We start from the raw sequence: 23659 nt of genomic DNA on the forward strand, positions 1-23659 counted from the left end.
CGTTCTCGCCGGTAAGCCGGTCTACCGCCCGCCCAGCTTGCGGAAGTCCCAGGACACGATCTTGTCTGGCGTCAGTCGTATCCAGGCGTGTCGGCCGTCGTGCGGCATCTCCTCCAGGCGGAAGTTCTTGCGGGCGAACAGGGTTTCAGGAACGTCGAGTTCGGCGCGCAGCTCCCCGGTGCGCGGGAACTCGCCCACGAACTCCACGGCCCCGGACAGCTCGACGCCGCGCAGCTCGTCGTACTCCTCGCCGGTGTCGACCACGATCGCGACCCGGGGATCGCGGCGCAGGTCGGTCCAACGCTTGCTGCGCACCACGGAGTACAGCCACATCGAGGTCCCGTCCCAGGCGAACCACAGCGTGCTGACGTGCGGCGCCCCGCTCGCCGATATCGTGCCCACCCGGCAGGTGCGCTGGGTGGTGAGGAACTCGTCCAGTTCCCCCGGTGTCATCATGATCTTCCGGCCTCGACGCTGAGTGACGGTCATGCGGCCCCCTCTTCTCTCACGTCGTGTCAGAGGAACTCCAGTGATCCTCTGACATCACGTCAGAAAAGGATGGGTCGTCTTCCGTCCATGCGCAATGGTGGCTAGTCTCGCCCGCTGCACACCGCTCGCTCCAGACCGCCCGCGCCGAGGGGGAACCGTGCCGTCGCAAGAACAGCTCAGCGAACTGCTCGACCCGGCGACCACGGTGCTGCTCACCGTCGAGTGCCAGCAGGGGGTCGTCGGACCGGACAGCGCCCTGCCCCAACTCGCCCACGAGGCACGCTCGTCGGGAGCCCTCGCCAATGTCGCCCGGTTGGTGGCCGCCGCCCACGAGAGCGGCGTCCAGGTGATCCACGCGGTCGCCGAGCGCCGCCCGGACGGCCGCGGCGCCAACCACAACGCACGGCTCTTCCGGGCCGCCGAACGGCTCCCCGTCCAACAACTGTCCGGCACCACGGCGGTTCGGGTGGCCGCCCCGATCGAGGTAGCCGAACAGGACTTCGTCGTACGACGACTTCACGGGCTGTCTCCGATCCAGGGCACCGACGTCGACGCGCTGCTGCGCAACCTCGGCTGCCGCACGCTGGTCGTGACCGGCGTCTCGGCCAACGTGGCGATCCCCAACACCGTCTTCGACGCCGTGAACCGCGGCTACACCGCCGTCGTGCCCGCCGACGCCATCGCGGGGGTGCCTTCCGACTACACCCCCGCGATGATCCGCCACACCCTCGCATTGGTCGCTACGGTCGCGACCACGGACGAGGTGCTGGGCTGTTTCATGGGGCCCCGGCGCGCACGGGTCAGGCCAGCGTGATCGAGTCCCCGGTCACGGTGATCGACTGCTCGGGCAGCGGCTGCGTGGCGGGACCCTTCTTCACACTGCCGTCCGTCACCGAGAACTCGCTCTTGTGGCACGGACAGACGATGACGTCACCGGTGATCTGGGTGACCGCGCAGCCCTGGTGCGTGCATTTGGACGAGAAGGCCTTGTAGGTGCCGGCCGACGGCTGTGTCACCACCACGGCCGGGTCCTTGAAGATCTTGCCGCCGCCCTCGGGTATGTCGGTCGTCTTCGCCAGAGCGGCGCCCCCGGCGCCGGACGAGGCACTGCTGTCGGAGCCGCCGCTCGCGTTGTCGCCGGCCTGGGTGTTGGAGGAGTCGGAGGAGGACGAGTCGTCGCTCGACCCGCACGCGGTCAGCGCGGCGGCGAGTCCCGCCGCGCCCACCGCCGCCACGACCGTTCGTCGGGTGGGGGCCGGAGCGGTTTGGAGCGATTCGCTGGTCATGCGGACGTTCCCTTCCATGGCATGTTTCGTAGATCTGTACAGGGGTACGGGCGTCGGGCACCCGTTGTTCATGGGTGTCGCGATCCTGACGCGGGTGGGCCCAGAGGTGGGTAAAGCCGCGCTGTCGCTTTGCTGTCGGTGTCGGCGCGCCGCGACCCCGGGGCCGCCTCCGGAGCCGGTCAACACCCCAGTAACCTGGGGCGATGCTCAAGGAAGTCACCGCGACCCGCTACATCACGCCCCTGCGTGAGGGCGGCTCGCTGCCGGGACTCGTCGAGGGGGACGACCTCGGGACGTACGTCATGAAGTTCAGGGGCGCGGGGCAGGGGCGCAAGACGCTGGTCGCCGAGGTGGTCTGCGGTGAGCTCGCCCGCAGGCTGGGGTTCCGGATGCCGCGGCTGGTGACGATCGGCCTCGACCCGGTGCTGGGGCTCGGCGAACCCGAACAGCAGGTGCAGGAGCTGCTGAGGTCCAGCGGTGGCGCCAACCTCGGCATGGACTTCCTCTCCGGTGCCCTCGGGTTCGATCCGCTCGCCTTCGCCGTGAGCCCGGAGGAGGCCGGGCGGATCGTCTGGTTCGACGCACTGATCAACAACGTCGACCGCTCCTGGCGCAACCCCAACCTGCTGATGCACCACGGCGAGTTGTGGCTCATCGACCACGGCGCCACCATGATCTGGCACCACAACTGGCCCGGCGTCGAGAAGTCCGTCGCCCGCCCCTACGACGCCTCGGACCACGCCCTGGCCCGCTTCGCGCCGGACGTCACCGCGGCCGCCGCCGCGCTCGCGCCGCTGGTCACCGAGGAACTCCTCGCCGAGGTGACCGCCGAGATCCCCGACGCCTGGCTGACCGACGAACCCGGCTTCGACACCCCGGACGACCTCCGGCGGGCCTACGCGCGACCCCTGCTCACCCGCGCGGCCGACATCCACACGCGCGTGACCGGCATCGAGGAGGGCAAGTGAGCGAGACCAGCATCTACATGGCCGGGCACGTCACCGAGCGCCACATCACCCGGGCCGGCCAGGGCGGCGGCCGGGACGTCTTCGAGTACGCCCTGCTGCGCGTCGTACCCCGCGTCGAGCGCGGCGAGTGCATCAACGCCGGGGTGCTCGTGTACTGCCGCGCCAAGGCCTACGTCGGCGCCCGCACCCACCTCGACGACGCCCGGCTGCTGGCCCTGGACCCCGACGCCGACGTGGCCGGGATCCGGGCCGCCCTGGGCGCCGTCGAGCGCGTCTGCGGGGGCGGCGAGGCCGCGGGCGACGACCCCGGACAGCGGTTCCGCTGGCTCGCCGCGCCTCGCTCCACGGTCGTGCAGCCGGGACCCGTGCACACTGGGCTCACCCTCGATCCGGCGGCCGACGCGGAGCGCCTGCTCGACCTGCTGGTGAGGTAATGGATCACACCTGCCTCGTGTGCCGTTGACACCGGGTGCCAGGGCTTCTAGCGTCACGTCTGCCGAAGGTACTAAGCGGTCGCTCACCGAAGCGCGGCCCCGGGTGCCCCGGTCGGCGTACTTTCCCAGGGCGAGGAGAACCAGCAATGTCCACCACTGAGCAGCGGGTCGCCGTTGTGACGGGCGGCGCGCGCGGCATCGGCGCCGCCACCGCCGTACGACTGGCCGCCGAGGGACGCGCGGTCGCCGTGATCGACCTCGACGAGGCCGCCTGCAAGGACACCGTGGAGAAGATCACCGCGGCCGGCGGCCGGGCGATCGCGGTCGGCGCCGACGTCTCGGACGAGACGCAGGTCGAGGCCGCCGTCGCGCGCGTGGTCGACGAGCTGGGCGCGCCGACGATCCTGATCAACAACGCGGGCGTGCTGCGCGACAACCTGCTGTTCAAGATGAGCGTCGCCGACTGGGACACGGTCCTGGGCGTGCACCTGCGCGGCTCGTTCCTGATGGCCAAGGCCGTCCAGAAGCACATGGTCGACGCGGGCTTCGGCCGGATCGTCAACCTCTCCTCCTCCTCGGCGCTCGGCAACCGCGGCCAGGCCAACTACTCGGCAGCCAAGGCCGGTATGCAGGGCTTCACCAAGACCCTCGCCATCGAACTCGGCAAGTTCGGCATCACCGCCAACGCCGTCGCCCCCGGCTTCATCGCCACCGAGATGACCAAGGCCACCGCCGAGCGCGTCAAGATGGGCTTCGAGGAGTTCAAGGCCGCGGCCGCCACCCAGATCCCGGTGGCCCGCGTCGGCGAGCCCGAGGACATCGCCAACGCCATCGCCTTCTTCACGGACGAGGCCGCCGGCTTCGTCTCCGGCCAGGTGCTGTACGTCGCCGGCGGACCGCTCGACTAGGGAACTCGGGAACATGACTGAACAGCCTGAACTCTCCGGCAAGGTCGCCGTTGTCACCGGCGCCAGCCGCGGCATCGGCTACGGCGTCGCCGAGGCGCTGCTCGCCCGCGGCGACCGCGTCTGCATCACCGGCCGCAACGAGGACGCCCTCAAGGAGGCCGTCGAGGCGCTCGGCGCCGACCGCGTCATCGGCGTGGCCGGCAAGGCCCACGACGAGGCCCACCAGGCCGTCGTCGTGGAGCGCACGATGGAGGCCTTCGGCCGCGTCGATTTCCTGGTCAACAACGCCGGTACGAATCCGGTGTTCGGACCGATCGCCGACCTCGACCTGAACGTCGCCCGCAAGGTCTTCGAGACCAACGTCATCTCGGCGCTCGGCTTCGCCCAGAAGACCTGGCACGCCTGGCAGAAGGACAACGGCGGCGCCATCGTCAACATCGCCTCCCTCGCCGGTGTCTCCGCCTCGCCGTTCATCGGCGCGTACGGCGTCAGCAAGGCGGCGATGATCAACCTGACGCTCCAGCTGGCGCACGAGTTCGCGCCCGGCGTGCGGGTCAACTCCATCGCCCCGGCGGTCGTGAAGACCAAGTTCGCCGCCGCCCTGTACGAGGGCCGTGAGGCGGAGGCCGCCGCCTCCTACCCGCTGGCCCGCCTCGGCGTCCCCTCCGACATCGGTGGCGCCGCCGCGTTCCTCACCTCGGACCAGTCCGACTGGATCACCGGCCAGACCCTCGTCGTCGACGGCGGCATTTTCCTGAACGCCGGCGTCGGCTGACACCGGCTTTCACCAAAGCTCTCGAAGCGGGCGTCGTCGGACATTGACGGCGCCCGCTTCGATGTACAGGAAAGGCACAGACCTTTGACAACGTCGTCATAAACGCGCTGATCAAGTGCCCTGCGGCGAACCCGGTTGTGTCCGCCGGAGGCTGCGGTATGGTCTGCCGACCCTTGGTACGGCGGATCGAGGAGCGAGCGCGTGTTCAACCGGAATCGACCCCTACGACAGGTGGCGGCCATCGCGTCCATATCGTCCCTGGTGACCGGGTGCGGCGTGCTCTCGTCGGACTCGTCGGAGGACGCGGGGCCCATCGAGGTCGGGACGACCAGTGCCCCCAGCACCCTGGATCCGGCGGCGTCCTGGGACAGTTCGTGGGAGCTGTTCCGCAACATCTACCAAACGCTGCTCAGTTACCCCAACGGTGCGACCACCCCGCAGCCCGACGCCGCCGACAACTGCCGCTTCACGGACGACTCCAACACGACGTACCGCTGCGAGCTGCGCTCCGGGCTGAAGTTCGCCGACGGGCACGCGCTGGACGCGCGGGCGGTCAAGTACTCGATCGACCGGATTGGGAAGATCAACGTCAACGGCGGGCCCGCCGGTCTGCTCGGCAGCCTCGACCGGGTGCAGGCGCTGGGCGACAAGGAAGTGGTCTTCCACCTCAACAAGCCAGACGCGACCTTCCCCTTCGTGCTCGCCACGCCCGCCATGTCGATCGTCGACCCCGCGGAGTACCCGGCGAGTGCCCTGCGCGAGGACAACGGGGTCGACGGCTCCGGGCCGTACACGCTCGCGGACTACGAGGACGGCAAGAAGGCCGAACTCGCCAAGAACGACAACTACAAGGGTTACGCCGACCGCAGGAACGACGCCGTGACCATCAACTACTACCGGGACTCGGCCCCCATGGTCGCCGCGCTCCGGGACGGCACCCTCGACCTCGCCTTCCGCGGCCTCGACCCCGACGACGTCGTCGGCCTCCAGCGGCACGACTCGGACGGCAAGCTCCAACTCGTCGAGGGCTCCGGCACCGAGATCAACTACCTGGTGTTCAACCCGAAGGACCCGTGGGCCGGACGGGCCGTCGTCCGCAAGGCGATCGCCCAGGTCGTCGACCGCGCCGCGATCGCGCACAAGGTCTACAAGGACACCGTCGAGCCGCTGTACTCCATGGTCCCCAAGGGCCTGACCGGACACACCACCGGCTTCTTCGACGACTACGGCGACCCCAGCCCCGCCAGGGCCCGCAAGATGCTTTCCGACGCCGGCATCACCCAGCGCGTGCCGCTCACCCTCTGGTACACCACCGACCGCTACGGCTCCTCCACCAAGCTGGAGTTCCAGGAGATCGAGCGGCAGCTGGAGGGCTCGGGACTGTTCACGGTCACCCTCAAGAGCCGGCCCTGGAAGACGTATGTGACGGGCTACCAGAAGGGCGAGTACCCGGTGTTCGGGCGCGGCTGGTTCCCCGACTTCCCGGACCCCGACAACTTCATCGCCCCCTTCGTCGGCGACCAGAACGCGCTCGGTACGCCCTATCCGGCGCCCGAGATCACCGGCGAGCTGCTGCCGCGCTCGCGTGGCGAGAGCGACCGGGCCAACGTGGTCAGCGAGTTCGAGGAGGCGCAGCGGATCCTCGTGGACGACGCGCGGCTGCTGCCTCTGTGGCAGGGCAAGCAGTACGTGGCCGCGAGCGACGACATCTCCGGGGCGGAGCAGGCGCTGGACCCGTCGACGATCATGATGATGTGGACGCTGTACCGCAAGACCAGCTGGTAGTGCGGGGTTGTGCGGTGAGCGGGCCGATTGTCAGTGCCCGCCTGTAGGTTCTGAGACCTGGCAGTGACCGCCGGTCGATCACTGCGCACCGTTCACCGCACACCGTAAGGAAGTTGACGTGACCGACACCGCCATGCTGCCCGAGTCCTGGCGCGGGGTCCTGGGCGACGAGCTGCAGCAGCCCTACTTCAAGGAGCTCACGGAGTTCGTCGAGGAGGAGCGCGCGCAGGGTCCCGTCTATCCGCCGCGCGAGGAGGTCTTCGCCGCGCTCGACGCCACGCCGTACGACCAGGTCAAGGTCCTGATCCTCGGTCAGGACCCGTACCACGGCGAGGGCCAGGGCCACGGGCTGTGCTTCTCGGTCCGCCCCGGCGTGAAGGTTCCCCCGTCCCTGCGGAACATCTACAAGGAGATGCACCAGGAGCTGGGCACACCGATCCCGGACAACGGCTACCTGATGCCGTGGGCCCAGCAGGGCGTCCTGCTGCTCAACGCGGTGCTCACGGTCCGCGCCGGCGAGGCCAACTCGCACAAGGGGAAGGGCTGGGAGAAGTTCACCGACGCGGTGATCCGCGCGGTCGCCGACCGGCCCGACCCGGCGGTCTTCGTCCTGTGGGGCAACTACGCACAGAAGAAGCTCCCGCTGATCGACGAGACCCGGCACGTGGTGGTCAAGGGCGCGCACCCCTCCCCGCTGTCCGCGAAGAAGTTCTTCGGCTCCCGCCCCTTCACGCAGATCGACGAGGCGGTGGCCAAGCAGGGCCACGACCCGATCGACTGGACCGTCCCGAACCTGGGCTGACCACCGCCGGGCCGGTTCCCACGGAGCCGGCCCGGTGCCGCCTGACCGGGAATGTCAGTGCCTGCGGCTAGCGTCGGTGAAGACATCGGTGCGGACAAGCGACCGGCCGACGAGTGGGCGGAGTACGTGGTGGCCAAGGGACAGGAGCAGACGGCGCCCGATGCCGTGATGACGCGGATCGGACAGGTCGTCATGCTGCATCACGCGGGCGACCGCGAGGAGGCCCGGGACCGCTTCCTCCAGCTGTGGGCGGAGATCGGCGAGCACGGCGACGCCCTGCACCGCTGCACGCTGGCCCACTACATGGCCGACACCCAGGACGACCCCGCGGACGAACTGGCGTGGGACCTAAGGGCGTTGACGGCCGCCGAGGAACTCACGGACGAGCGGCTCGCGGAACACGAAGGGGCGCACGCGGACGAGGGGAGCGGCGGACGCGAGGGAGTCGTCGACGGCCCGAGGCTCGGTGCGCGCGAGGGCGCCCTCGCGGTGCGGGCGCTGTACCCCTCGCTGCATCTGAACCTCGCGGCGGACTACGTGAAGCTCGGCCGCGGCGGGGCCGCCCGCACCCATCTGCGCCGGGCCCGGGGCGCCGCCGGCTCGCTGGCGGACGACCCGTACGGGGACGGCGTACGGGCGGCCATCAGCCGACTGGAGCTGCGGCTGGAGGAGGAGGGGTCCGGCGGAGACGGGAACTGGGCGCCGCCGAACACCGGGGACGGCGGCTGGGGACCGCCGCGACAGCGGCCCTGACGGGCGTCCACCTCATGGCCGCCACCCCCCTGCCTTCACCGCCCGTACGACTGCTTGCAGATCAGCGACTCCGGGCTGTCCGCCTTCCAGCCGCCGTACTTCCGGCCCAGCGCGCACACGTCCGCCGTGTTCTTCGGGACCTGCTTGGTCACGTCGGGCATCTCGACGCCCGGTTGCGGCTTCGAGCGATGCGGGTGGTGCGGCTTCGGGTGCGCCTGACGTGGGTGGGGGTGCGGGTGGGAGCGGGGGACCGGCGGTTGTTGGGCGGCCGTCGGTGCCGAGCGGTTCGCGGGGTGGGGCGCGGGCTCGGTCGGGTCCGGGCGGCGGGACGGGCCGATCATCTCCAGCGCCTCGCGGGCCGGCGCCTGCACGACCTGCGGCTCCGCCCGGCCGTCGGGACGCGGAGCGGACGGCCGGGTCGGCGCCGCGGGCGGGCCGGACACGGGCGGGCGCTGGACGGTCACACAGCCGGAGAGGGCCGAGACAGCCACGGTGACCAAGAGCGTTGCGGTGGTCGTCGTTCGATGCACCCGCGCAACAATGGCGTCTTCGACGGCCCGGGGAACAGCGGACGAGCACAGGTTGGCCCGCACGAGTGATCTCCGCCCCCGTACGGAGGGGCGTGCGCGGCCGGGGTGACGTCAGTCGCCGGTGGCGCCGTCGACGGTCTCGCGGAGCAGGTCGGCGTGGCCGTTGTGGCGCGCGTACTCCTCGATCATGTGCGTGTAGAGCCAGCGCAGGTTGAACCGCTCGCCGGTGCGCCGGTGCTTGCCCTCGGTGAGGTCGTCCAGGGCGAAACGGGCCGCGTTGTGCTTGGCCGCCTCGATCTCGGCCTCCCAGGTGGCGCGGGCCTCGGCCCAGGTGTCCGACTCGGTGAGGTGGAAGTCGCCGTCCGGGTCCTCGTCGGTGTAGTAGATCGCCCCCGCGTCCTCGTTCGCGAGCACCCGGCGGAACCAGCTCCGTTCCACCTCCGCCATGTGCCGAACCAGCCCCATCAGGGTCAGTCCGGAGGGCGGTACGGAGGCGGTCCTGAGCTGGGCGTCGGTCAGGCCCTCGCACTTCCAGGCCAGGGTCTGCCGGTGGTAGTCCAGCCAGCCCTCCAGCATGGTGCGTTCGTCGGCGGTGGTCGGCGGTTCACGGCGCTCGGTAGTCATGGCCGCCATCCTCGCCCGGCGCGACCCCGCAGACCAACGGGTTTCCGGTGTCGCACGGTGTCGCACGGCGCCGACCCGACCGTCCGCCCCGCTCGCCCGCCGGCGTCCGGCGCGGCCGCCGTATGCTTCCGGGCAGGTAAAGGCAGGCGCAGGCAAGCGACAGGGGAGCCCAAGTGAAGGTCGGCTGCATCGGACTCGGTGACATCGCGCAGAAGGCCTACCTGCCCGTGCTGGGCGCACTCGCCGACGTCGAGCTGCACCTGCAGACCCGGACGCCCGCCACGCTCGCTCGCGTCGCCGACAGCCTTCACCTCCCGGCCGAGCAGCGGCACACCACCCTCGACGCGCTCCTCGCCCAGGACCTCGACGCCGCCTTCGTGCACGCGCCCACCGCCGTGCACCCGGACATCGTGACCCGGCTCCTGGAGGCGGGCGTGCCGACGTACGTCGACAAACCGCTCGCCTACGAACTCGCCGACTCCGAACGGCTGGTGGCGCTCGCCGAGCGGCACGACGTGTCCCTCGCGGTCGGCTTCAACCGGCGCTTCGCGCCCGGGTACGCCCAGTGCGCCGACCATCCGCGCGAGCTGATCCTGATGCAGAAGAACCGCATCGGGCTGCCGGAGGAGCCGCGCGCGATGATCCTCGACGACTTCATCCACGTCGTGGACACCCTGCGCTTCCTGGTGCCGGGCCCGATCGACGACGTCACCGTGCGGGCGCGCGTCGAGGACGGGCTGCTGCAGCACGTCGTGCTCCAGCTGGCCGGGGACGGGTTCACCGCGCTCGGGGTGATGAACCGGCTGAGCGGTTCGGCCGAGGAGATCCTGGAGGTGTCCGGGCAGGACACCAAGCGTCAGGTGGTCAACCTCGCCGAGATAATCGACCACAAGGGCCAGCCGACGGTACGGCGGCGCGGCGACTGGGTGCCGGTGGCCCGCCAGCGCGGCATCGAGCAGGTGGTTCTTTCCTTCCTCGACGCGGTGCGCGCGGGCAAGGTGCTCAGCGCCCGGGATGCGCTGGCGACTCACGAACTGTGCGAGCGGGTGGTACGTGCGGTTCAGGGGTCGGCCGCCTGAGCCGCACGGCCCGCGCGCCCTCCAGCGCACACCACAGGGCGAGCACGATGATCGCGCCGTGCACCGGCCAGTCGCCGAAGCGGACGTACGGCGTCGTGCCGGTCGCCAGCGGAATGTCGTACACCCGGGCCGTGCTGTCCTCCGTGCCGAGCCATGGGCCCAGGCGCTGTCCGCTCGCGCCGTAGACGGCGGAGACGCCGGTCAGGGTCGCGTGGACCATCGGGCGGCCGGTCTCGGCGGCGCGCAGGGCGGCGAGCGAGGCGTGCTGCTCGGGGGCCCAGCTGTGCTGGAAGGACGACGTGGACGACTGGGCGATCAGGACGTCGGCGCCGTCCTGCGCGAGATGGCGGCTCATGTCGGGGAACGCCGACTCGAAGCAGACCATCGGGCCGACCCGCAGGCCGTGTCCGACGTTCATCACCACCTGCTCGGTGCCCCGCCTGCGGTCCTCGCCGGCCGCCTTGCCGACGGAGGTGGCCCAGCCGAGCAGGGAGCGCGCCGGGATGTACTCGCCGAACGGCACGAGCCGCATCTTGTCGTAGCGGTCGCCGGTGAGTCCGTCCGGGCCGACCAGCACCGAACTCTTGTAGATGCCGGGCTTGTCGGAGCGCCGCGCGTCCACGTTGACCATGATGTCGGCGCCCGTCTCGCGGGAGAGGGCCGCGATCCGCTTGGCCAGATCGGGCCGTCCCGCCAGGTCGTAGCCGACGCTGCTCTCGCCCCACACGATCAGGTCCGGATGCTGCGCGGCGAGGGTGCGGGTGAGCTGTTCCTCGCGGTCGAAGCGCTGGTCGACGCCGACGATGACGCCCGGCTGGACGACGGCGATCCGCGTCTGCCCGTCGACGTCGGGGCGCGGTGACCACACCCAGGCCGCCGAGGTGGCGGCGGCCGTCGCGACCAGGCCGGCGACGGCGGGCACGCGGGACTCGCGCACCGAAATGAGCACGGCGACGGCGACATTGACGGCCACCACCAGGAAGCTGAGCAGCCACACCCCACCCACGGAGGCGAGCCGCAGCGCCGGTGCCACCTGCCACTGGCTGGAGCCGAGCATGCCCCAGGGGCCGCCGAGCCCCTGCCAGGAGCGGACCAGCTCGACCATCAGCCAGCCCGACGGCAGCACGGCGAGCGCGGCCAGCACCCGTCCAGGACCGGGCACCCCGCCCAGGAAGCGGTGCACCAGCCAGCCCCACGGGGCCCACAGGGCACCCAGCAGCGCGGCGATGAGGAAGATGAAGACGTGCAGGCTGGGCAGCAGCCAGTGGTGCACGGCCACCAGGAACCCGAACCCGCCCCACCAGCCGTCGTACGCCGCCCGCTTCCCGGTCGGCGCGGCGCGGACCAGCAGCAGCCAGGGGACCAGGGCCACGTAGGCGAACCACCACAGCGACGGCGCCGGGAACGCGAACAGGGGCAGGGCGCCGGCCAGCACGGCGATCGCCGAGCGCCGCCACGGGGAGGCGAGCCACTGACCGACGGTCCTCATACGCGCCTCCCTGCCCCGTGGGTGGCTCCAGTGTGCGTGTTTTCGATCATCCGGGCCAGAGTGCCCAGGGTTCAGTCGCTCACACCCGCCTTCGCCGGCTCGGGCAGGCGGCGCCACTTCTCCTGCACGACCACCTCGGACAGCCGCCAGCCGTCGTACGTCCGCAGCAGCCCGAAGGAGTAGCGCCCGCCGCACACGAAGTCCGGCGCGGCCGACTCCGCCCCGTCCGCCGCGAAGCGCATCGGATTGACGTAATCGGCCCGCACGCGCGCGGTGTCGCCGGTGTCCTGGTCCAGGGTCCCGAACGCGACCCGGCGGTTGACGATCAGATGCTGCCTCATCGAGAACAGCCGCATGCTCTCCTCCAGCCACGCGGCGACCTGCCGCGCGTCCCCCTCGATCCCGCCGGCCGAGCGGTAGTCCGCACGACCCTCGGGGCTGAACAGTCCTCGATACGCCTCCCAGTCACCGTCGTCCACGGCCACCGCGTACTCGGTGACCACCTCGTCGACGGCCAGCCTGTCCATCACGGTCGCCAACTCCACGCGCTGCGTCATGCGATCAGTGTTGGGCGTGATGCCTGCCGGGCCAAGGGGCGCGCGACGATATTCGGTCGGCGCCCGATCGGCGCTCGGACGCGCTTTCTATACTGACGCGATGATCAGCATCCCGATCGGCGCGCTCGAAGTGGCCATGGTCCAGACGGGTGCCCGAGCCGTCGACACGGTACGAGACACCGCGGCCTTCGCACGGGGCGTCGAACAACTCGGCTACACGCGGCTCTGGTACGCCGAGCACCACCACTCCCCGGCGATCGGCGCGTTCCCGCCGGTCGTCCTGACCGCGCACGCGGCCGCGTCCACGGCGTCGATCCGCCTCGGATCCGGGGGAGTTCTGGCGCCGAACCACGCCCCGATCATGCTGGCGGAGCAGTTCGGCACGCTGGCCGCGCTGCACGAGGGGCGGATCGACCTGGGCATCGGCCGCGGTCCCGGCACCTTCGACGAGCCGACGATGCGGGCGCTGCGGCGCGGCGCCGGACCGACGACGGACGCCGAGTACCGCGAGGACGTGTCCGAGATCCTGCGCTTCCTGGTGGACGAGGTGCCGCCCGGTCCGCTCCCCGAGCCGTGGTTGCTGTCCTCCAGTACGGCGGGTGCCACGCTCGCCGCGGAGCTCGGCCTGCCGATCGCCTTCGCCCACCACATCCGCCCCGACAACACCCTTGCCGCGCTTGCCCATTACCGCGAGCACTTCACCCCGTCCCGCTGGTGCGAACGCCCCCGCGTACTCCTCTGCGTGGAGACGGTGTGCGCCGACACGCAGGAGCAGGCGGCCCGGCTGTCGGGCCCGATGGACGTGGTCAAGGCCGGACTCCTCAAGGGCCAGAGCGACATCCCCTTCCCCACGCCCGAAGAGGCGGCCGCCCACGTCTTCACCGAGGCGGAGGCCCAGGCCCTGACGGGCTTCCGCGCCGCACAGGCCTACGGCACCCCCGAGACCGTCGCCAAGCAGCTGAGCGACCTGGCGGCCCTGACCGGAGCGGACGAACTCATGCTGGTGACGCCGGTCTACGTGTTGGCCGACCGCCTGAGGTCGTACGAACTGGTCGCCGGGTACGGCACGTTGGAGGCGGCTTCTTAGCTTTCGGCACCCCACGCGGTCGAGTGGGGACCGAACCTGTTCTCGGTCGCATAGGCCGCCATACGTTCGTTCCGTGCCTGTGCCTCGGGCCCGTCAGGCAGGTGGTAATCGCCGCCCGCCCGCGCCGAGTTGGCCTGCACGCGCGTGGCGGTCGACAGCCACCGATTCACGTATCGGTCGAGGGCCTCCGGCACTTCGGCCGGTGTCGCGTCCGTGAGTTCGTCGCCGAGCACGGCCGCGTCCATGATCGCCTGGGCGGCGCCCTGGGCCTGGAACGGCACCATCGCGTGGGCACTGTCGCCCAGGAGGGTCACCCGCCCGAGGTTCCAGCGGGGGAGGGGAGCGCGGGTGTAGATGCCGTAGCGGAACACCCGACCCGCACGTTCGAGGGCGGTGAGGATACGGGGGTCCCACCCCTCGAACTCACGCAGCTGCTCACCCGGTTCGGCCTGGGCGGTCCACGACTCCCGCGCCTCCTTGGTGCCGAACACGCCCACGAGGTTGAGGAGTTCGCCGCGCCGCACCCGGTAGTGGACGACGTGCCGGCCGGGCCCGAGCCAGCCGGCGTACTCCGGCAGGTCCAGATCGGCCACCGCGTCGGCCGGAAGCAGCGCCCGATAGGCGGCGGTCTCCGAGAAGACGGCCTCGTCGGCGCCGAAGAACCACTGCCGGGCCGCCGACCGCACCCCGTCCGCGGCCACCACCAGGTCCGCGTCCAGGCGCTCGCCGCTGGCCGTCGTGACCCTGGCGGAGCTGTCGTCCTGGTCGACGCCCACGACAGCGGTGTTCAGGCGCACGGACTCGGGCGGCACCTCGGCGGCCAGGACCTGGTGCAGATCGGCCCGGTGAACCTGCAGATACGGCGCCCCGAACTCGTCCTGGGCCGCGCGGCCCAGGTCGTAGCGGCAGATCTCGGATCCGTCGGACCAGGTGCGGAAGCTCACGTGGGAGGGGTGGACGGAGCGCGCGGCGACCGCGTCGAGCAGGTCGAGCCGGCGCAGTACGCGCGTGGCGTTGGGCGCGAGCTGGATCCCGGCGCCGATCTCGGTGAACCGTGCCGTCTGCTCGACGAGCGTGACCTCATGGCCGGCCCGACGCAGGCTCAGCGTCGCGGCCAGCCCACCGATGCCCGCGCCCACGACGATCGCTCTCATGGCGTGCCCCCTCGCCCGTCGGCCCGGGCAGGCTATCGAACGGAACTCCGTTGCGGTGCCAGGCATTTCGGCCGCCGTCGCGCGCGACGGCGGGCTCACGGGTGGGCTCGGGCGGATTCAGGTGTGTGACGAGGGTGGGCTCTGGCCGATTCCAGGGTGTGACGGGGGTCGCACAAGAAGGCCACCCAAGGGTTAAGGTGATCGATGATCGATCATCTACCCGATGTCTGGAGGCCACCATGACCCGCCCCGTCACGATCGTCACCGGCGGCAGCCGGGGAATCGGCGCCGCGACCTGCCTGCGGCTCGCGGCGGACGGCCACGACGTGGTCGTCGGCTACGTCCGGGATGCCGACGCGGCCGAGCAGGTTGCCGAGGGCGTGCGCAAGGCCGGCGGCCGGAGCCTCACGGTGCGGGTGGACACGTCCGTCGAGGCCGAGGTCGAGCACCTCTTCGACGTGACGGAGCGCGAACTGGGGCCCGTGACCGGGCTGGTGAACAACGCGGGCGTGACCGGTCCGCTGGGGCGCCTCGCCGACACACGGACCGAGGACCTGCGCCGGGTCGTCGACGTCAACGTCACCGGCACGCTGCTGTGTTCGCGCCGGGCGGCACAGCTGATGGCGGCGCGGGGGAGTGGCGTCATCGTCAACGTGTCCTCAGGTGCGGCCACCTTGGGCAGTCCCGGCGAGTTCGTCCACTACGCGGCGACCAAGGCGGCGGTCGACGCGCTGACGCTGGGGCTCTCCAAGGAACTCGGTCCGGACGGGGTCCGCGTCAACGCGGTGGCGCCCGGCGCCGTCGACACCGACATGCACGCCACGATGGGCGACTCGGAGCGGGCCTGGCGGATGGCGCCCACGATCCCGCTGCGGCGACCGGGGCGGGCCGAGGAGATCGCGGCTGCGGTCGCGTGGTTGATGTCGTCGGAGGCGTCGTATGTGACGGGGGCGGTGCTGCGGGTGGCGGGCGGGCGTTGAGCGAACTGCCGTCGAGCGGACCGGCACCGACCCCTACCGCCCGTCGCGGAGCCGCTCGAACGCCGTCGGCCGGGGCCTGTCCGGCAGGAACTCCTTGATCAGGACGGCGCATTCACGGGCCGTCAGTTCGGCGGTGTCGCACTCGACGTCGTAGATCCCGTGCGCGTGCACCTGTTCCAACTGAGCGGCCGCGAGCCCGACCGGGCGGTCGCCGCGCTCGCGTTCCCGGCGCTCCAACTCCTCGGCCGGGCAGCGCACCCCGACGAGCACGACGTCCTGCGGCGCGAGGACGGACAGACAGTCCCGCAGCCGCCATTCGGCGCTGAAGATGTGGTCCACGACGACGTTGTTCCCGGCGGCGGCCATCCCGGCGACGGCCCGGTGGAAGCCCCGCCAGGTCCGGTGCAGGACGGTGCCGAGTTCGTCGGGCGGGATCGGGTTGCGGGAGCGCATGGCGTGGAAGGCGTCGACCGGCATGTAGAAGTACGGCTCGTCGAGCAGTGGCAGCAACTCCGCCGCGATGCTCGACTTGCCCGAACTGGACGTGCCGTTGAGGAAGATGACGAGCCCCTGCCGGGGCGGGACGCTGCTCAGATGCTCCACGGAAGGATCATGGCAGACCCCTGCCGCTCAGCCGCCGCTCAGGCCGCCTCGATGACGGCGCCCCGGATCGCGGCCGCCCACTCGACCACCAACAGCTCGTACTCCGCGCGCTCCTGGGCCGAGAGCGAGCCGCCGGCGCGGAGCCACAGGGCGCGGATCCGCTCGTTCACCTCGGCAGCGGACCGCACGGAACCATGGGTTGGGGAATCGGGGGACATGCCGACAAGCCTAGGGGCAAGCACTGACAGTGCGCTACCAGGCGGCTACTCAACTCGTATGTGATTGGTCACGGGTGACGGGGCGGGCTCGCTCGTACTGACTCCAGGGTCAGCTCAAATGCCTTGCCCCGCCCGGCGGTTCAGCCCGCGGACTCCGCAGCGTGCGGGCTCAGCGCGCCCGTCGACACCAGCGCGATGATGACGATGCCGAGCGCGATGCGGTACCAGACGAACGGCATGAAGCTCCTGGTCGAGATGAACTTCATGAACCATGCGATCACCGCGTATCCGCAGAAGAAGGCGATCACCGTCGCGAAGATCGTCGGGCCCCAGTCGACATGGCCCTTCTCCAGCGCGTCCTTGGTCTCGAACAGGCCGGAGGCCAGCACGGCGGGGATGGCGAGGAGGAAGGAGTAACGGGCCGCGGCCTCACGCTTGTAGCCCATGAACAGGCCGCCGCTGATGGTCGCGCCGGAGCGGGAGACGCCGGGGACCAGCGCCATCGCCTGGCACACGCCGTAGATCAGGCCGTCCCGCACGCCCAGGTTATCCAGCGTCTTGCGCTGCTGGGGTGCGCGGTGCTTGCCGCCCGACTCGTCGCGCGCCGCGATCCGGTCGGCGATGCCGATGACCACGCCGATGACGATCAACATCGTCGCGGTGATCCGCAGATCGCGGAACGGTCCCTCGATCTGGTCCTTGAAGAGCAGCCCGAGCACACCGATCGGAATCGAGCCGACGATCACCAGCCAGCCCATCTGAGCGTCGTGGTTCCCGCGCATCTCCTTGTTGAACAGCGAGCGCGCCCACGCCGAGATGATCCGCCCGATGTCCTTGCGGAAGTAGATCAGCACCGCCGCCTCCGTGCCGATCTGTGTGATCGCCGTGAAGGCCGCCCCCGGGTCCTTCCAGCCGGAGAAGGCCGCGGTCAGCCGCAGATGCGCGCTGGAGGAGACGGGAAGGAACTCGGTCAGCCCCTGGACGAGTCCGAGGATGAGGGATTCAAACCAAGACATGAAGTTACGGAGTCCAAGCGCTGATCGTGACGGGGCGACGGACATCACGGCGCCGCCGGGGCGCGGTGATCACGGTGAGTCCAAGGCAGCCTAGCGTCCCGCGACGACAGGCCCGGCACAGGGTCTTCACGAGTGGGCGAGGGCCCGGGTGTCGGCGGTCACTTGCCCTGATCGGTGAGTGGCCGGGCGTTTTGGGCGGCGAGCGGACGCGTGTCCGGGCGGCGAGAGGTTCCCCGCCCTGGTCGTCGAGCTGTCCGACCTCCCTGTCGTCGACCGCCCACTCGTCCCGGTCGTCGAACCGTCGGAGGACCCACGTGTTGACCTGCGGCGGGGGCGGAGCTTACGTTTCGGTGGAGGGGAAAGCGCTTGCTGCGCGGTCGTCGTCGTACCGGCCGTGCCGTTTGTCCTGCCCTCTCGTCGGCTCGTCGTCACCCGAGGAGTGCTGATCTCGTCCATGTCCACACCTGCGACCGACCCCGGGACGTACCGGCCACGCCCCGCTTCCCTCGCCGGCCGGCGCGTCCGGGCCGCCGTCATCGGTACCGGCGCCATCGGCCGCGGTTCCCATCTGCCCGCCCTCGCGCAGCTCGCCGAGGAGGGGGAGACCGAGGTCGTGGCCGCCGTTGACATCGATGCCATCGCGGTCGAGGAGTTCTGCCGGGCGGGCGGTGTCCCGAACGCGTACACCGATCTGGACCTGATGCTCCGGGAGCAGCGCCCCGACCTGGTCACCATCTGCACCCCGCCGACCCTGCACCGCGCGCAGACGATCGCCGCGCTGCGCGCCGGGGCCTGGGTGTGGTGCGAGAAGCCGCCGGTGCCGACGCTCGCCGACTACGCCGCCGTGGAGGCCGAGGAGGGCACGGACGGCGGCCCGTACGCCTCGATCGTCTTCCAGCACCGGTTCGGTTCGGCGTCCAGCCATGTCCGTGGGCTGCTGACGAGCGGCGCTCTGGGCCGGCCCCTCGTCGCGCACTGCCAGACCACCTGGTACCGCGACAGCGCCTACTACGCCGTGCCCTGGCGCGGCCGTTGGCAGACGGAGGGCGGTGGCCCGGCGATGGGCCACGGCATCCATCAGATGGACCTGCTGCTCGACCTCCTGGGCCCGTGGCGCGAGGTGCGCGCGATGGCCGGCCGGCTCGTCCACGACGTGGAGACCGAGGACGTCTCGACCGCGCTGGTCCGCTTCGAGAACGGCGCGCTGGCGACGGTCGTCAACAGCGTCCTGAGCCCCGACGAGGTCAGCCGCATCCGTATCGACTGCGAACGCGCCACCGTGGAACTGACCCATCTCTACGGCCACTCCAACGCGAACTGGCGCATCACCCCGGCCCCAGGTGTGCCGGCCGACGAGCTCGCCGCGTGGCGGGACTTCGGCCCGGACGTGCCCAGTTCGCACTTGGCGCAACTGCGTGAACTGGTCGCGAGCATGCGGGCGGGCGAGCGGCCGCGCAGCAGCGGGGCGGACGGGCGCACCAGCCTGGAACTGATCGCCGCGCTGTACAAGGCGGCGTTCACGGACGCGACGGTCGAGGCGGGCGAGATCGGCCCCGGTGACCCGTTCTACACGGCGATGCACGGCAACGCGCCCGGCTGGGCCCCCGCCGCCGCGAAGGCGGTGTCCGCATGACCGGACTGCGTCTCGTGCACGCCCACGGTGACCGGATCACCCTCACCGAACCGGCCACCGGCGTCGAGCTGTTGAGTTACGTGTACGCCGCCGAGGCCGCCTGGGAGGCGCCGAAGCCGTACCTCCACCCGATCCGGACCCTGGCCGGTGACATCGTCACCGACTACCGGCCCAACGACCACCGCTGGCACAAGGGCCTCCAGCTCACGGCCTCGCACTTGTCCGGCGCCAACCTGTGGGGCGGCAACTCCTACGTCCACGGCGAGGGCTACCTCGAACTCCCCGAGCGCGTCGGCTCGATGGCGCACGTCGGCTTCGACGAGGTGGCCGCGCACGAGGACCGGGCCGTGATCGCCGAACGGCTGACCTGGCACCCGTACGACGGTGACCTGTGGGCCGAGGAGGAGCGCCGGATCGAGGTCCACGACGTGCACCCGGAGTCCGGCTCCTGGGCGCTGACCTGGACAAGCGCGGTCACCAACCGGCGTGACGAGCCGCTCCGTTTCGGCAGTCCGACCACCGCGGGGCGTGAATCGGCGGGCTACACGGGCCTGTTCTGGCGCGGCCCGCGCGCCTTCCGGGACGGCCGGATCATCGGGCCCGACGGCGAGGGACCGGAGCTGATGGGTACCCAGGGGCCCTGGCTCGCCCTCTCCGGCGAGCACGACGGCACCGACGGCCACGCCACGCTCGTCTTCGCGCACGCCCCGGAGAACGACCACGCGGGGGCCGAAGGCGCCCACCCCGCCCACTGGTTCGTCCGCAACGAGCCCTTCGCCGGCATCGCTCCCTCGTGGTCCTTCTACGACGAACTGGAGCTCGCCCCCGGCGACACCCTCACCCGCCGCTACCGGGTCGTCGTGGCCGACGGGGCGTGGGAGCGCGAGGAGATCGCCAAGTACCTCGCGGCGCACCCGTGGTGAGTCGCCGTCGGTAGCCGGCGGACGCGGCGCTACGCCGCCGTAGGACCCTTCACCGTCCATCCCGGAACCTGGGGGTGGGCGGTGAGGTCTTCGTGGCGCACCTCGTCGCCGCAGGCGCGGCAGGTGACGACCGGGACCAGTTCGTTGCCGCAGACGTGCTCCATCACCATGGGGCGTTCGTCCTCCGTACGGAGATGCCGGTCACCCCACTCCATGAGGGTCATGAGCACCGGCTCCAGCTCCAGGCCCGCCTGTGTGGGCCGGTACTCGAAGCGCTGCGGACGCTCGCTGTAGGCGCGCTTCGTCAGGATCCCGGCGTCGACGAGCCGGCGCAGCCGGGTGGTCAGGATGTCGCGCGGGGCGCCGATGTTGCGCACGAGCTGGTCGAAGCGGCCGTTGCCCAGGCAGACCTCGCGCAGGACGAGCAGGGAGTACTTCTCGCCGACGAGCGCCAGGGTGTCGGCGATGGAACAGGGGCGAGGGGTTTTGGCGGCGGGCATATCCCCAGTGTAGGGGAGGGTTTGATTTTCCAACTCACGGAGCTATGGTGAGTTTGGATTTCCTACTCACTGGTAGGCGCCGTAGTCGGCGACATGCCCCGGCGTGCCCGACGCGGCCGGCGGTCAAGGAGGCCCGCACCATGCGCGACGCAGTCATCGTCGAAGCCGTACGCACCCCCGTGGGCAAGGGCAAGCCGAACGGCTCCCTCGCCCACGTCCACCCGGTGGAACTCCTCGCCCACACCCTGCGCACCCTCGTCGAACGCTCCGGCGTCGACCCCGCGCTGATCGACGACGTCATCGGCGGCACCGTCGACCAGGTCGGCGAGCAGGCCATGAACACCACCCGCTACGCCGTCCTGTCGGCGGGCTTCCCGGACACGGTCCCCGCGACCACCGTGGACCGCCAGTGCGGCTCCTCCCAGCAGGCCGTGCACTTCGCCGCCCAGGGCGTCATCTCGGGGGCGTACGACCTCGTCGTCGCCTGTGGCGTCGAGTCGATGAGCCGGGTGCCGATGTGGTCGAACGTGCCGCCAGGCAAGGACCCCTTCGGCCCCGGAGTCGCCGAGCGCTACCCGGAGGGCCTGGTCCCGCAGGGCGTCAGCGCCGAGCTCATCTCCGCCAAGTGGTCGATCACCAGGGACCAGATGGACGCCTTCGCGGTCTCCTCGCACCGGAAGGCGGCAGCCGCCTGGCAGGCCGGTCTGTTCGATGCCGAGGTCGCGCCGCTGGACGGGGTGGCGCGCGACGAGTGCGTGCGGCCCGGCAGCACGCCCGAGATCCTCGCCGGTCTCAAGCCCGCGTACTACGACCCCGCCTTCGCCGAGCGCTTCCCGCAGATCGAGTGGAACGTCACCGCGGGCAACGCCAGCCCGATCAACGACGGCGCCTCCGCCGTGCTCATCACCTCCAGCGAGACCGCGGCCCGCCTCGGCCTGCGTCCACTGGCCCGGCTGCACAGCTTCGCCGTCACCGGCTCCGACCCGCTGCTCATGCTCACCGGCGTCATACCGGCAACCGAGAAGGTGCTGCGCCGGGCCGGCCTGAACCTCGCAGACATCGACCTGTTCGAGGTCAACGAGGCGTTCTCCAGCGTCGTCCTGGCCTGGCAGCAGGAGACCGGCGCCGACCTCGCCAAGGTCAACGTGCACGGCGGCGCGATCGCCATCGGCCACCCGCTCGGGGCCAGCGGCACCCGGCTGACGACCACTCTGGTGCACGCGATGCGCGAACGCGGCGCCCGCTACGCCCTGCAGACGATGTGCGAGGCGGGCGGGCTGGCCAACGCGATGATTCTCGAAGGGGTTTGAGGCATCGACGAGGCCTGGGGATCGTACGGGCGTCAGGGCTTGCGCAGGTGGTGGCGCTTGCGCCAGGCCATCACCGCACCGGCCACCGTCGGCAGCGCGATGGACGCCAGCGCGATCAGGAAGATCGGCGAGGTCGGGGCGGAGGCGCGGGCGCCGGCGACGACGTAGGCGGCCGTGTTCGGGATCGAGCCCAGCGCGGTCGCCACGAGGAAGGACGTCCACCCCATCCGGGAGACGGCGGCGGCGTAGTTCACACCCCAGAACGGCAGCCCCGGGAACAGCCGCGCCGCCAGCATCGAGCGCATGCCGTGCCGGCTCAACTGGCCGTCCGCCGCCTTCAGTAGCCGCCCGCGCAGCAGGGGCCGAAGGGCGTCCTGCCCCAGGATCCGACCCAGGCCGAAGGCGAGCCCGGCGCCCAGCACGGTGCCCACCAGCGCCGTGCCCAGACCCACCGCCGAGCCGAACACCGCGCCGGCGGCCAGGTTCAGCAGCGGACGCGGTACGAACGCCACGGTGACCAGCGCGTAGGCCGCCGTGAACACGAGGGCCGCGGTGAGCCCGCCCACGTGGGGTGGCCAGCCGTCCGCGAGGAGCTTCTGCGGCTCGAAGAGCAGCACGCTCGCACCGGCCGCCGCGAGCAGCGTGACCAGCAGCGAGAAACGGGACCAGGGCGAGCGCAGCACTCTGCCGCAGCGCGCGAGCGGGCTCGTCGGCGCGGGGGCGGTGGCGGTGACTACGCACACGGGGAGGAGAAGCTCCGTGGCGGTGGCCCGGGGAGAGACCGTGGCGGTGTCACCAGAGCGGGTGGTGGCATCGAGCATGCCCGCGACACTAACGGACCCATGTGTGTGATCGCCGTATGGTTCGTCTCATGAACGTCACAGACGTGAGCACATCGGACGTGCCGTTCAGCACACTCGCCGACACCGTGCTGGAACGGCTGACGGCCGGCTACGCCGCCGCGGCAGATCCGGAGCGGGCCGCTCCGATGCGGGCGTACATGAAGGACGTGGCCCCCTTCCTCGGCCTGACCACCCCCGTGCGCCGCGCCCTGTCCCGCACCGTCGAGGACGGACTGCCGGGCCCCGTCGAGGCCGACTGCACCGCGATCGCCCTGCGCTGCTGGCAACTGCCCGAGCGCGAGTACCAGTACTTCGCCGTCGACTATCTGCGCCGCCACGCGCGCGTGTGCACATCCGGCTTCCTGCCGGTGGCCCGGCACCTGGTGTCGACCGTTCCCTGGTGGGACACCGTGGACGCGCTCGCCGCCCACGTCGTCGGGGCCTCGTCGCGGCCGACCGGAAACTGGCCGCGGACATGGACGCCTGGATCGTCGACGACGACCTGTGGATCGCCCGCACCGCTCTCCTCCACCAACTGCGCTACAAGGAACGCACCGACACCGAACGGCTCTTCGCGTACTGCCTGCGCCAGTCCGGACACCCCGACTTCTTCATCCGTAAGGCCATCGGCTGGTGCCTGCGCGAGTACGCCAAGACCGACCCGGAGGCGGTACGGGAGTTCCTGGCGCGGGAGCGGGGGCGGTTCGCGCCGCTGTCGGTGCGGGAGGCGCTGAAGAACATCGGCGGGGCCTGAATTCGCCCTCGGAGAAAACCGTTCGCACTCGGGCAAAGCGTCGAGCATAATCGGAGCCATGTTCCGGTACGCCTTCCCTCTCGCAGCATCCGCGGTCGCGGATGCCCCGAAGGCTGCCGTTCCCGTCATCGTCGCCACAGTCGACGGCGCTCGAAGCTGA

The 23659-nt window shown here is 71.0% G+C and carries 26 protein-coding genes and 1 pseudogene; 15 read left to right on the forward strand and 12 right to left on the reverse strand.

Annotated elements, in window-relative coordinates:
• Positions 1-21: 21 nt before the first annotated feature.
• Complete coding sequence (locus M2283_RS43225; protein ID WP_280882074.1) at positions 22-489, reverse strand: pyridoxamine 5'-phosphate oxidase family protein; 468 nt, start codon at positions 487-489, stop codon at positions 22-24.
• A gap of 157 nt (positions 490-646) precedes the next feature.
• Between M2283_RS43225 and M2283_RS43230 the strand changes: the two genes are divergently transcribed.
• Entirely contained in the window at positions 647-1303 is a 657-nt protein-coding gene (locus M2283_RS43230) for a cysteine hydrolase (RefSeq protein WP_280882075.1), read from the forward strand.
• On the opposite strand, the gene M2283_RS43235 is transcribed toward M2283_RS43230, so the two are convergent.
• Positions 1290-1775, reverse strand: coding sequence for a Rieske (2Fe-2S) protein (locus tag M2283_RS43235; RefSeq protein WP_280882076.1), 486 nt, complete (start codon positions 1773-1775; stop codon positions 1290-1292). The two genes, M2283_RS43230 and M2283_RS43235, sit on opposite strands and share 14 nt — an antisense overlap.
• Before the next feature lie 203 nt (positions 1776-1978).
• On the opposite strand from M2283_RS43235, the gene M2283_RS43240 reads away from it, so the two are divergent.
• From M2283_RS43240 to M2283_RS43270, 7 genes are all read left to right on the forward strand, one after another.
• Complete coding sequence (locus tag M2283_RS43240) at positions 1979-2743, forward strand: HipA family kinase (RefSeq protein ID WP_280882077.1); 765 nt, start codon at positions 1979-1981, stop codon at positions 2741-2743.
• Positions 2740-3177, forward strand: coding sequence for a DUF3037 domain-containing protein (locus M2283_RS43245; protein ID WP_280882078.1), 438 nt, complete (start codon positions 2740-2742; stop codon positions 3175-3177). The genes M2283_RS43240 and M2283_RS43245 overlap by 4 nt, the downstream gene beginning before the upstream one ends.
• A 146-nt stretch (positions 3178-3323) precedes the next feature.
• Positions 3324-4085 (forward strand): 3-oxoacyl-ACP reductase FabG, encoded by a 762-nt coding sequence (fabG, locus tag M2283_RS43250; protein WP_280882079.1) that lies wholly within the window; start codon positions 3324-3326, stop codon positions 4083-4085.
• Between the two features lie 13 nt (positions 4086-4098).
• Positions 4099-4860 carry an SDR family oxidoreductase gene (locus M2283_RS43255; protein ID WP_280882080.1) on the forward strand — a complete coding sequence of 254 codons (762 nt, stop codon included), beginning with the start codon at positions 4099-4101 and terminating at the stop codon, positions 4858-4860.
• A 201-nt stretch (positions 4861-5061) separates the two neighbouring features.
• Positions 5062-6645: an ABC transporter substrate-binding protein gene (locus tag M2283_RS43260; RefSeq protein WP_280882081.1), complete on the forward strand. Its 1584-nt coding sequence runs from the start codon at positions 5062-5064 to the stop codon at positions 6643-6645.
• A gap of 118 nt (positions 6646-6763) precedes the next feature.
• Positions 6764-7447, forward strand: a complete 684-nt coding sequence (ung, locus tag M2283_RS43265) for a uracil-DNA glycosylase (protein WP_280882082.1) — start codon at positions 6764-6766, stop codon at positions 7445-7447.
• A gap of 129 nt (positions 7448-7576) precedes the next feature.
• On the forward strand, positions 7577-8200 hold the full coding sequence (locus M2283_RS43270; protein WP_280882164.1) for a hypothetical protein: 624 nt from the start codon (positions 7577-7579) through the stop codon (positions 8198-8200).
• 35 nt (positions 8201-8235) lie between these two features.
• On the opposite strand, the gene M2283_RS43275 is transcribed toward M2283_RS43270, so the two are convergent.
• The gene (locus M2283_RS43275; protein ID WP_280882083.1) at positions 8236-8730 is read right to left on the reverse strand and encodes a hypothetical protein; all 495 of its coding nucleotides are present in this window, start codon (positions 8728-8730) and stop codon (positions 8236-8238) included.
• A 111-nt stretch (positions 8731-8841) separates the two neighbouring features.
• Positions 8842-9354, reverse strand: a complete 513-nt coding sequence (locus tag M2283_RS43280; RefSeq protein ID WP_280882084.1) for a DinB family protein — start codon at positions 9352-9354, stop codon at positions 8842-8844.
• Between the two features lie 173 nt (positions 9355-9527).
• Between M2283_RS43280 and M2283_RS43285 the strand changes: the two genes are divergently transcribed.
• Positions 9528-10433, forward strand: a complete 906-nt coding sequence (locus M2283_RS43285) for a Gfo/Idh/MocA family protein (protein ID WP_280882085.1) — start codon at positions 9528-9530, stop codon at positions 10431-10433.
• Here M2283_RS43285 and lnt read toward each other — a convergent pair.
• Positions 10357-11922, reverse strand: coding sequence for an apolipoprotein N-acyltransferase (gene lnt / locus M2283_RS43290; RefSeq protein ID WP_280882086.1), 1566 nt, complete (start codon positions 11920-11922; stop codon positions 10357-10359). The two genes, M2283_RS43285 and lnt, sit on opposite strands and share 77 nt — an antisense overlap.
• Before the next feature lie 71 nt (positions 11923-11993).
• Complete coding sequence (locus tag M2283_RS43295) at positions 11994-12479, reverse strand: nuclear transport factor 2 family protein (protein WP_280882087.1); 486 nt, start codon at positions 12477-12479, stop codon at positions 11994-11996.
• A 100-nt stretch (positions 12480-12579) separates the two neighbouring features.
• On the opposite strand from M2283_RS43295, the gene M2283_RS43300 reads away from it, so the two are divergent.
• Positions 12580-13566: an LLM class flavin-dependent oxidoreductase gene (locus M2283_RS43300; protein WP_280882088.1), complete on the forward strand. Its 987-nt coding sequence runs from the start codon at positions 12580-12582 to the stop codon at positions 13564-13566.
• Here M2283_RS43300 and M2283_RS43305 read toward each other — a convergent pair.
• On the reverse strand, positions 13563-14720 hold the full coding sequence (locus tag M2283_RS43305) for an FAD-dependent monooxygenase (RefSeq protein ID WP_280882089.1): 1158 nt from the start codon (positions 14718-14720) through the stop codon (positions 13563-13565). The two genes, M2283_RS43300 and M2283_RS43305, sit on opposite strands and share 4 nt — an antisense overlap.
• A 239-nt stretch (positions 14721-14959) precedes the next feature.
• Here M2283_RS43305 and M2283_RS43310 point away from each other — a divergent pair, with 239 nt between their 5' ends.
• Complete coding sequence (locus tag M2283_RS43310; protein WP_280882090.1) at positions 14960-15700, forward strand: SDR family NAD(P)-dependent oxidoreductase; 741 nt, start codon at positions 14960-14962, stop codon at positions 15698-15700.
• Positions 15701-15733: 33 nt separating this feature from the next.
• Here M2283_RS43310 and M2283_RS43315 read toward each other — a convergent pair whose 3' ends face one another.
• The 3 genes from M2283_RS43315 to M2283_RS43325 form a co-directional block, all read right to left on the reverse strand.
• Positions 15734-16303, reverse strand: a complete 570-nt coding sequence (locus M2283_RS43315) for a chloramphenicol phosphotransferase CPT family protein (protein WP_280882091.1) — start codon at positions 16301-16303, stop codon at positions 15734-15736.
• A gap of 38 nt (positions 16304-16341) precedes the next feature.
• Positions 16342-16521 carry a hypothetical protein gene (locus tag M2283_RS43320; protein ID WP_280882092.1) on the reverse strand — a complete coding sequence of 60 codons (180 nt, stop codon included), beginning with the start codon at positions 16519-16521 and terminating at the stop codon, positions 16342-16344.
• 140 nt (positions 16522-16661) lie between these two features.
• Positions 16662-17537: an undecaprenyl-diphosphate phosphatase gene (locus M2283_RS43325; protein WP_280882093.1), complete on the reverse strand. Its 876-nt coding sequence runs from the start codon at positions 17535-17537 to the stop codon at positions 16662-16664.
• A 454-nt stretch (positions 17538-17991) separates the two neighbouring features.
• On the opposite strand from M2283_RS43325, the gene M2283_RS43330 reads away from it, so the two are divergent.
• Complete coding sequence (locus tag M2283_RS43330) at positions 17992-19170, forward strand: Gfo/Idh/MocA family protein (protein WP_280882094.1); 1179 nt, start codon at positions 17992-17994, stop codon at positions 19168-19170.
• Positions 19167-20093 (forward strand): PmoA family protein, encoded by a 927-nt coding sequence (locus tag M2283_RS43335; RefSeq protein WP_280882095.1) that lies wholly within the window; start codon positions 19167-19169, stop codon positions 20091-20093. The genes M2283_RS43330 and M2283_RS43335 overlap by 4 nt, the downstream gene beginning before the upstream one ends.
• A gap of 29 nt (positions 20094-20122) precedes the next feature.
• On the opposite strand, the gene M2283_RS43340 is transcribed toward M2283_RS43335, so the two are convergent.
• Positions 20123-20593 (reverse strand): winged helix-turn-helix transcriptional regulator, encoded by a 471-nt coding sequence (locus tag M2283_RS43340; RefSeq protein ID WP_280882096.1) that lies wholly within the window; start codon positions 20591-20593, stop codon positions 20123-20125.
• 140 nt (positions 20594-20733) lie between these two features.
• Between M2283_RS43340 and M2283_RS43345 the strand changes: the two genes are divergently transcribed.
• On the forward strand, positions 20734-21903 hold the full coding sequence (locus M2283_RS43345; protein ID WP_280882097.1) for a thiolase family protein: 1170 nt from the start codon (positions 20734-20736) through the stop codon (positions 21901-21903).
• A 32-nt stretch (positions 21904-21935) separates the two neighbouring features.
• On the opposite strand, the gene M2283_RS43350 is transcribed toward M2283_RS43345, so the two are convergent.
• Positions 21936-22724, reverse strand: coding sequence for a TVP38/TMEM64 family protein (locus M2283_RS43350; protein ID WP_280882098.1), 789 nt, complete (start codon positions 22722-22724; stop codon positions 21936-21938).
• Positions 22725-22762: 38 nt separating this feature from the next.
• On the opposite strand from M2283_RS43350, the pseudogene M2283_RS43355 reads away from it, so the two are divergent.
• A pseudogene (locus M2283_RS43355) lies at positions 22763-23499 on the forward strand (DNA alkylation repair protein).
• Positions 23500-23659: the final 160 nt, after the last annotated feature.

This window comes from Streptomyces pseudovenezuelae, from assembly GCF_029892565.1.
GTDB classification, from domain to species: Bacteria; Actinomycetota; Actinomycetes; order Streptomycetales; family Streptomycetaceae; genus Streptomyces; species Streptomyces pseudovenezuelae_A.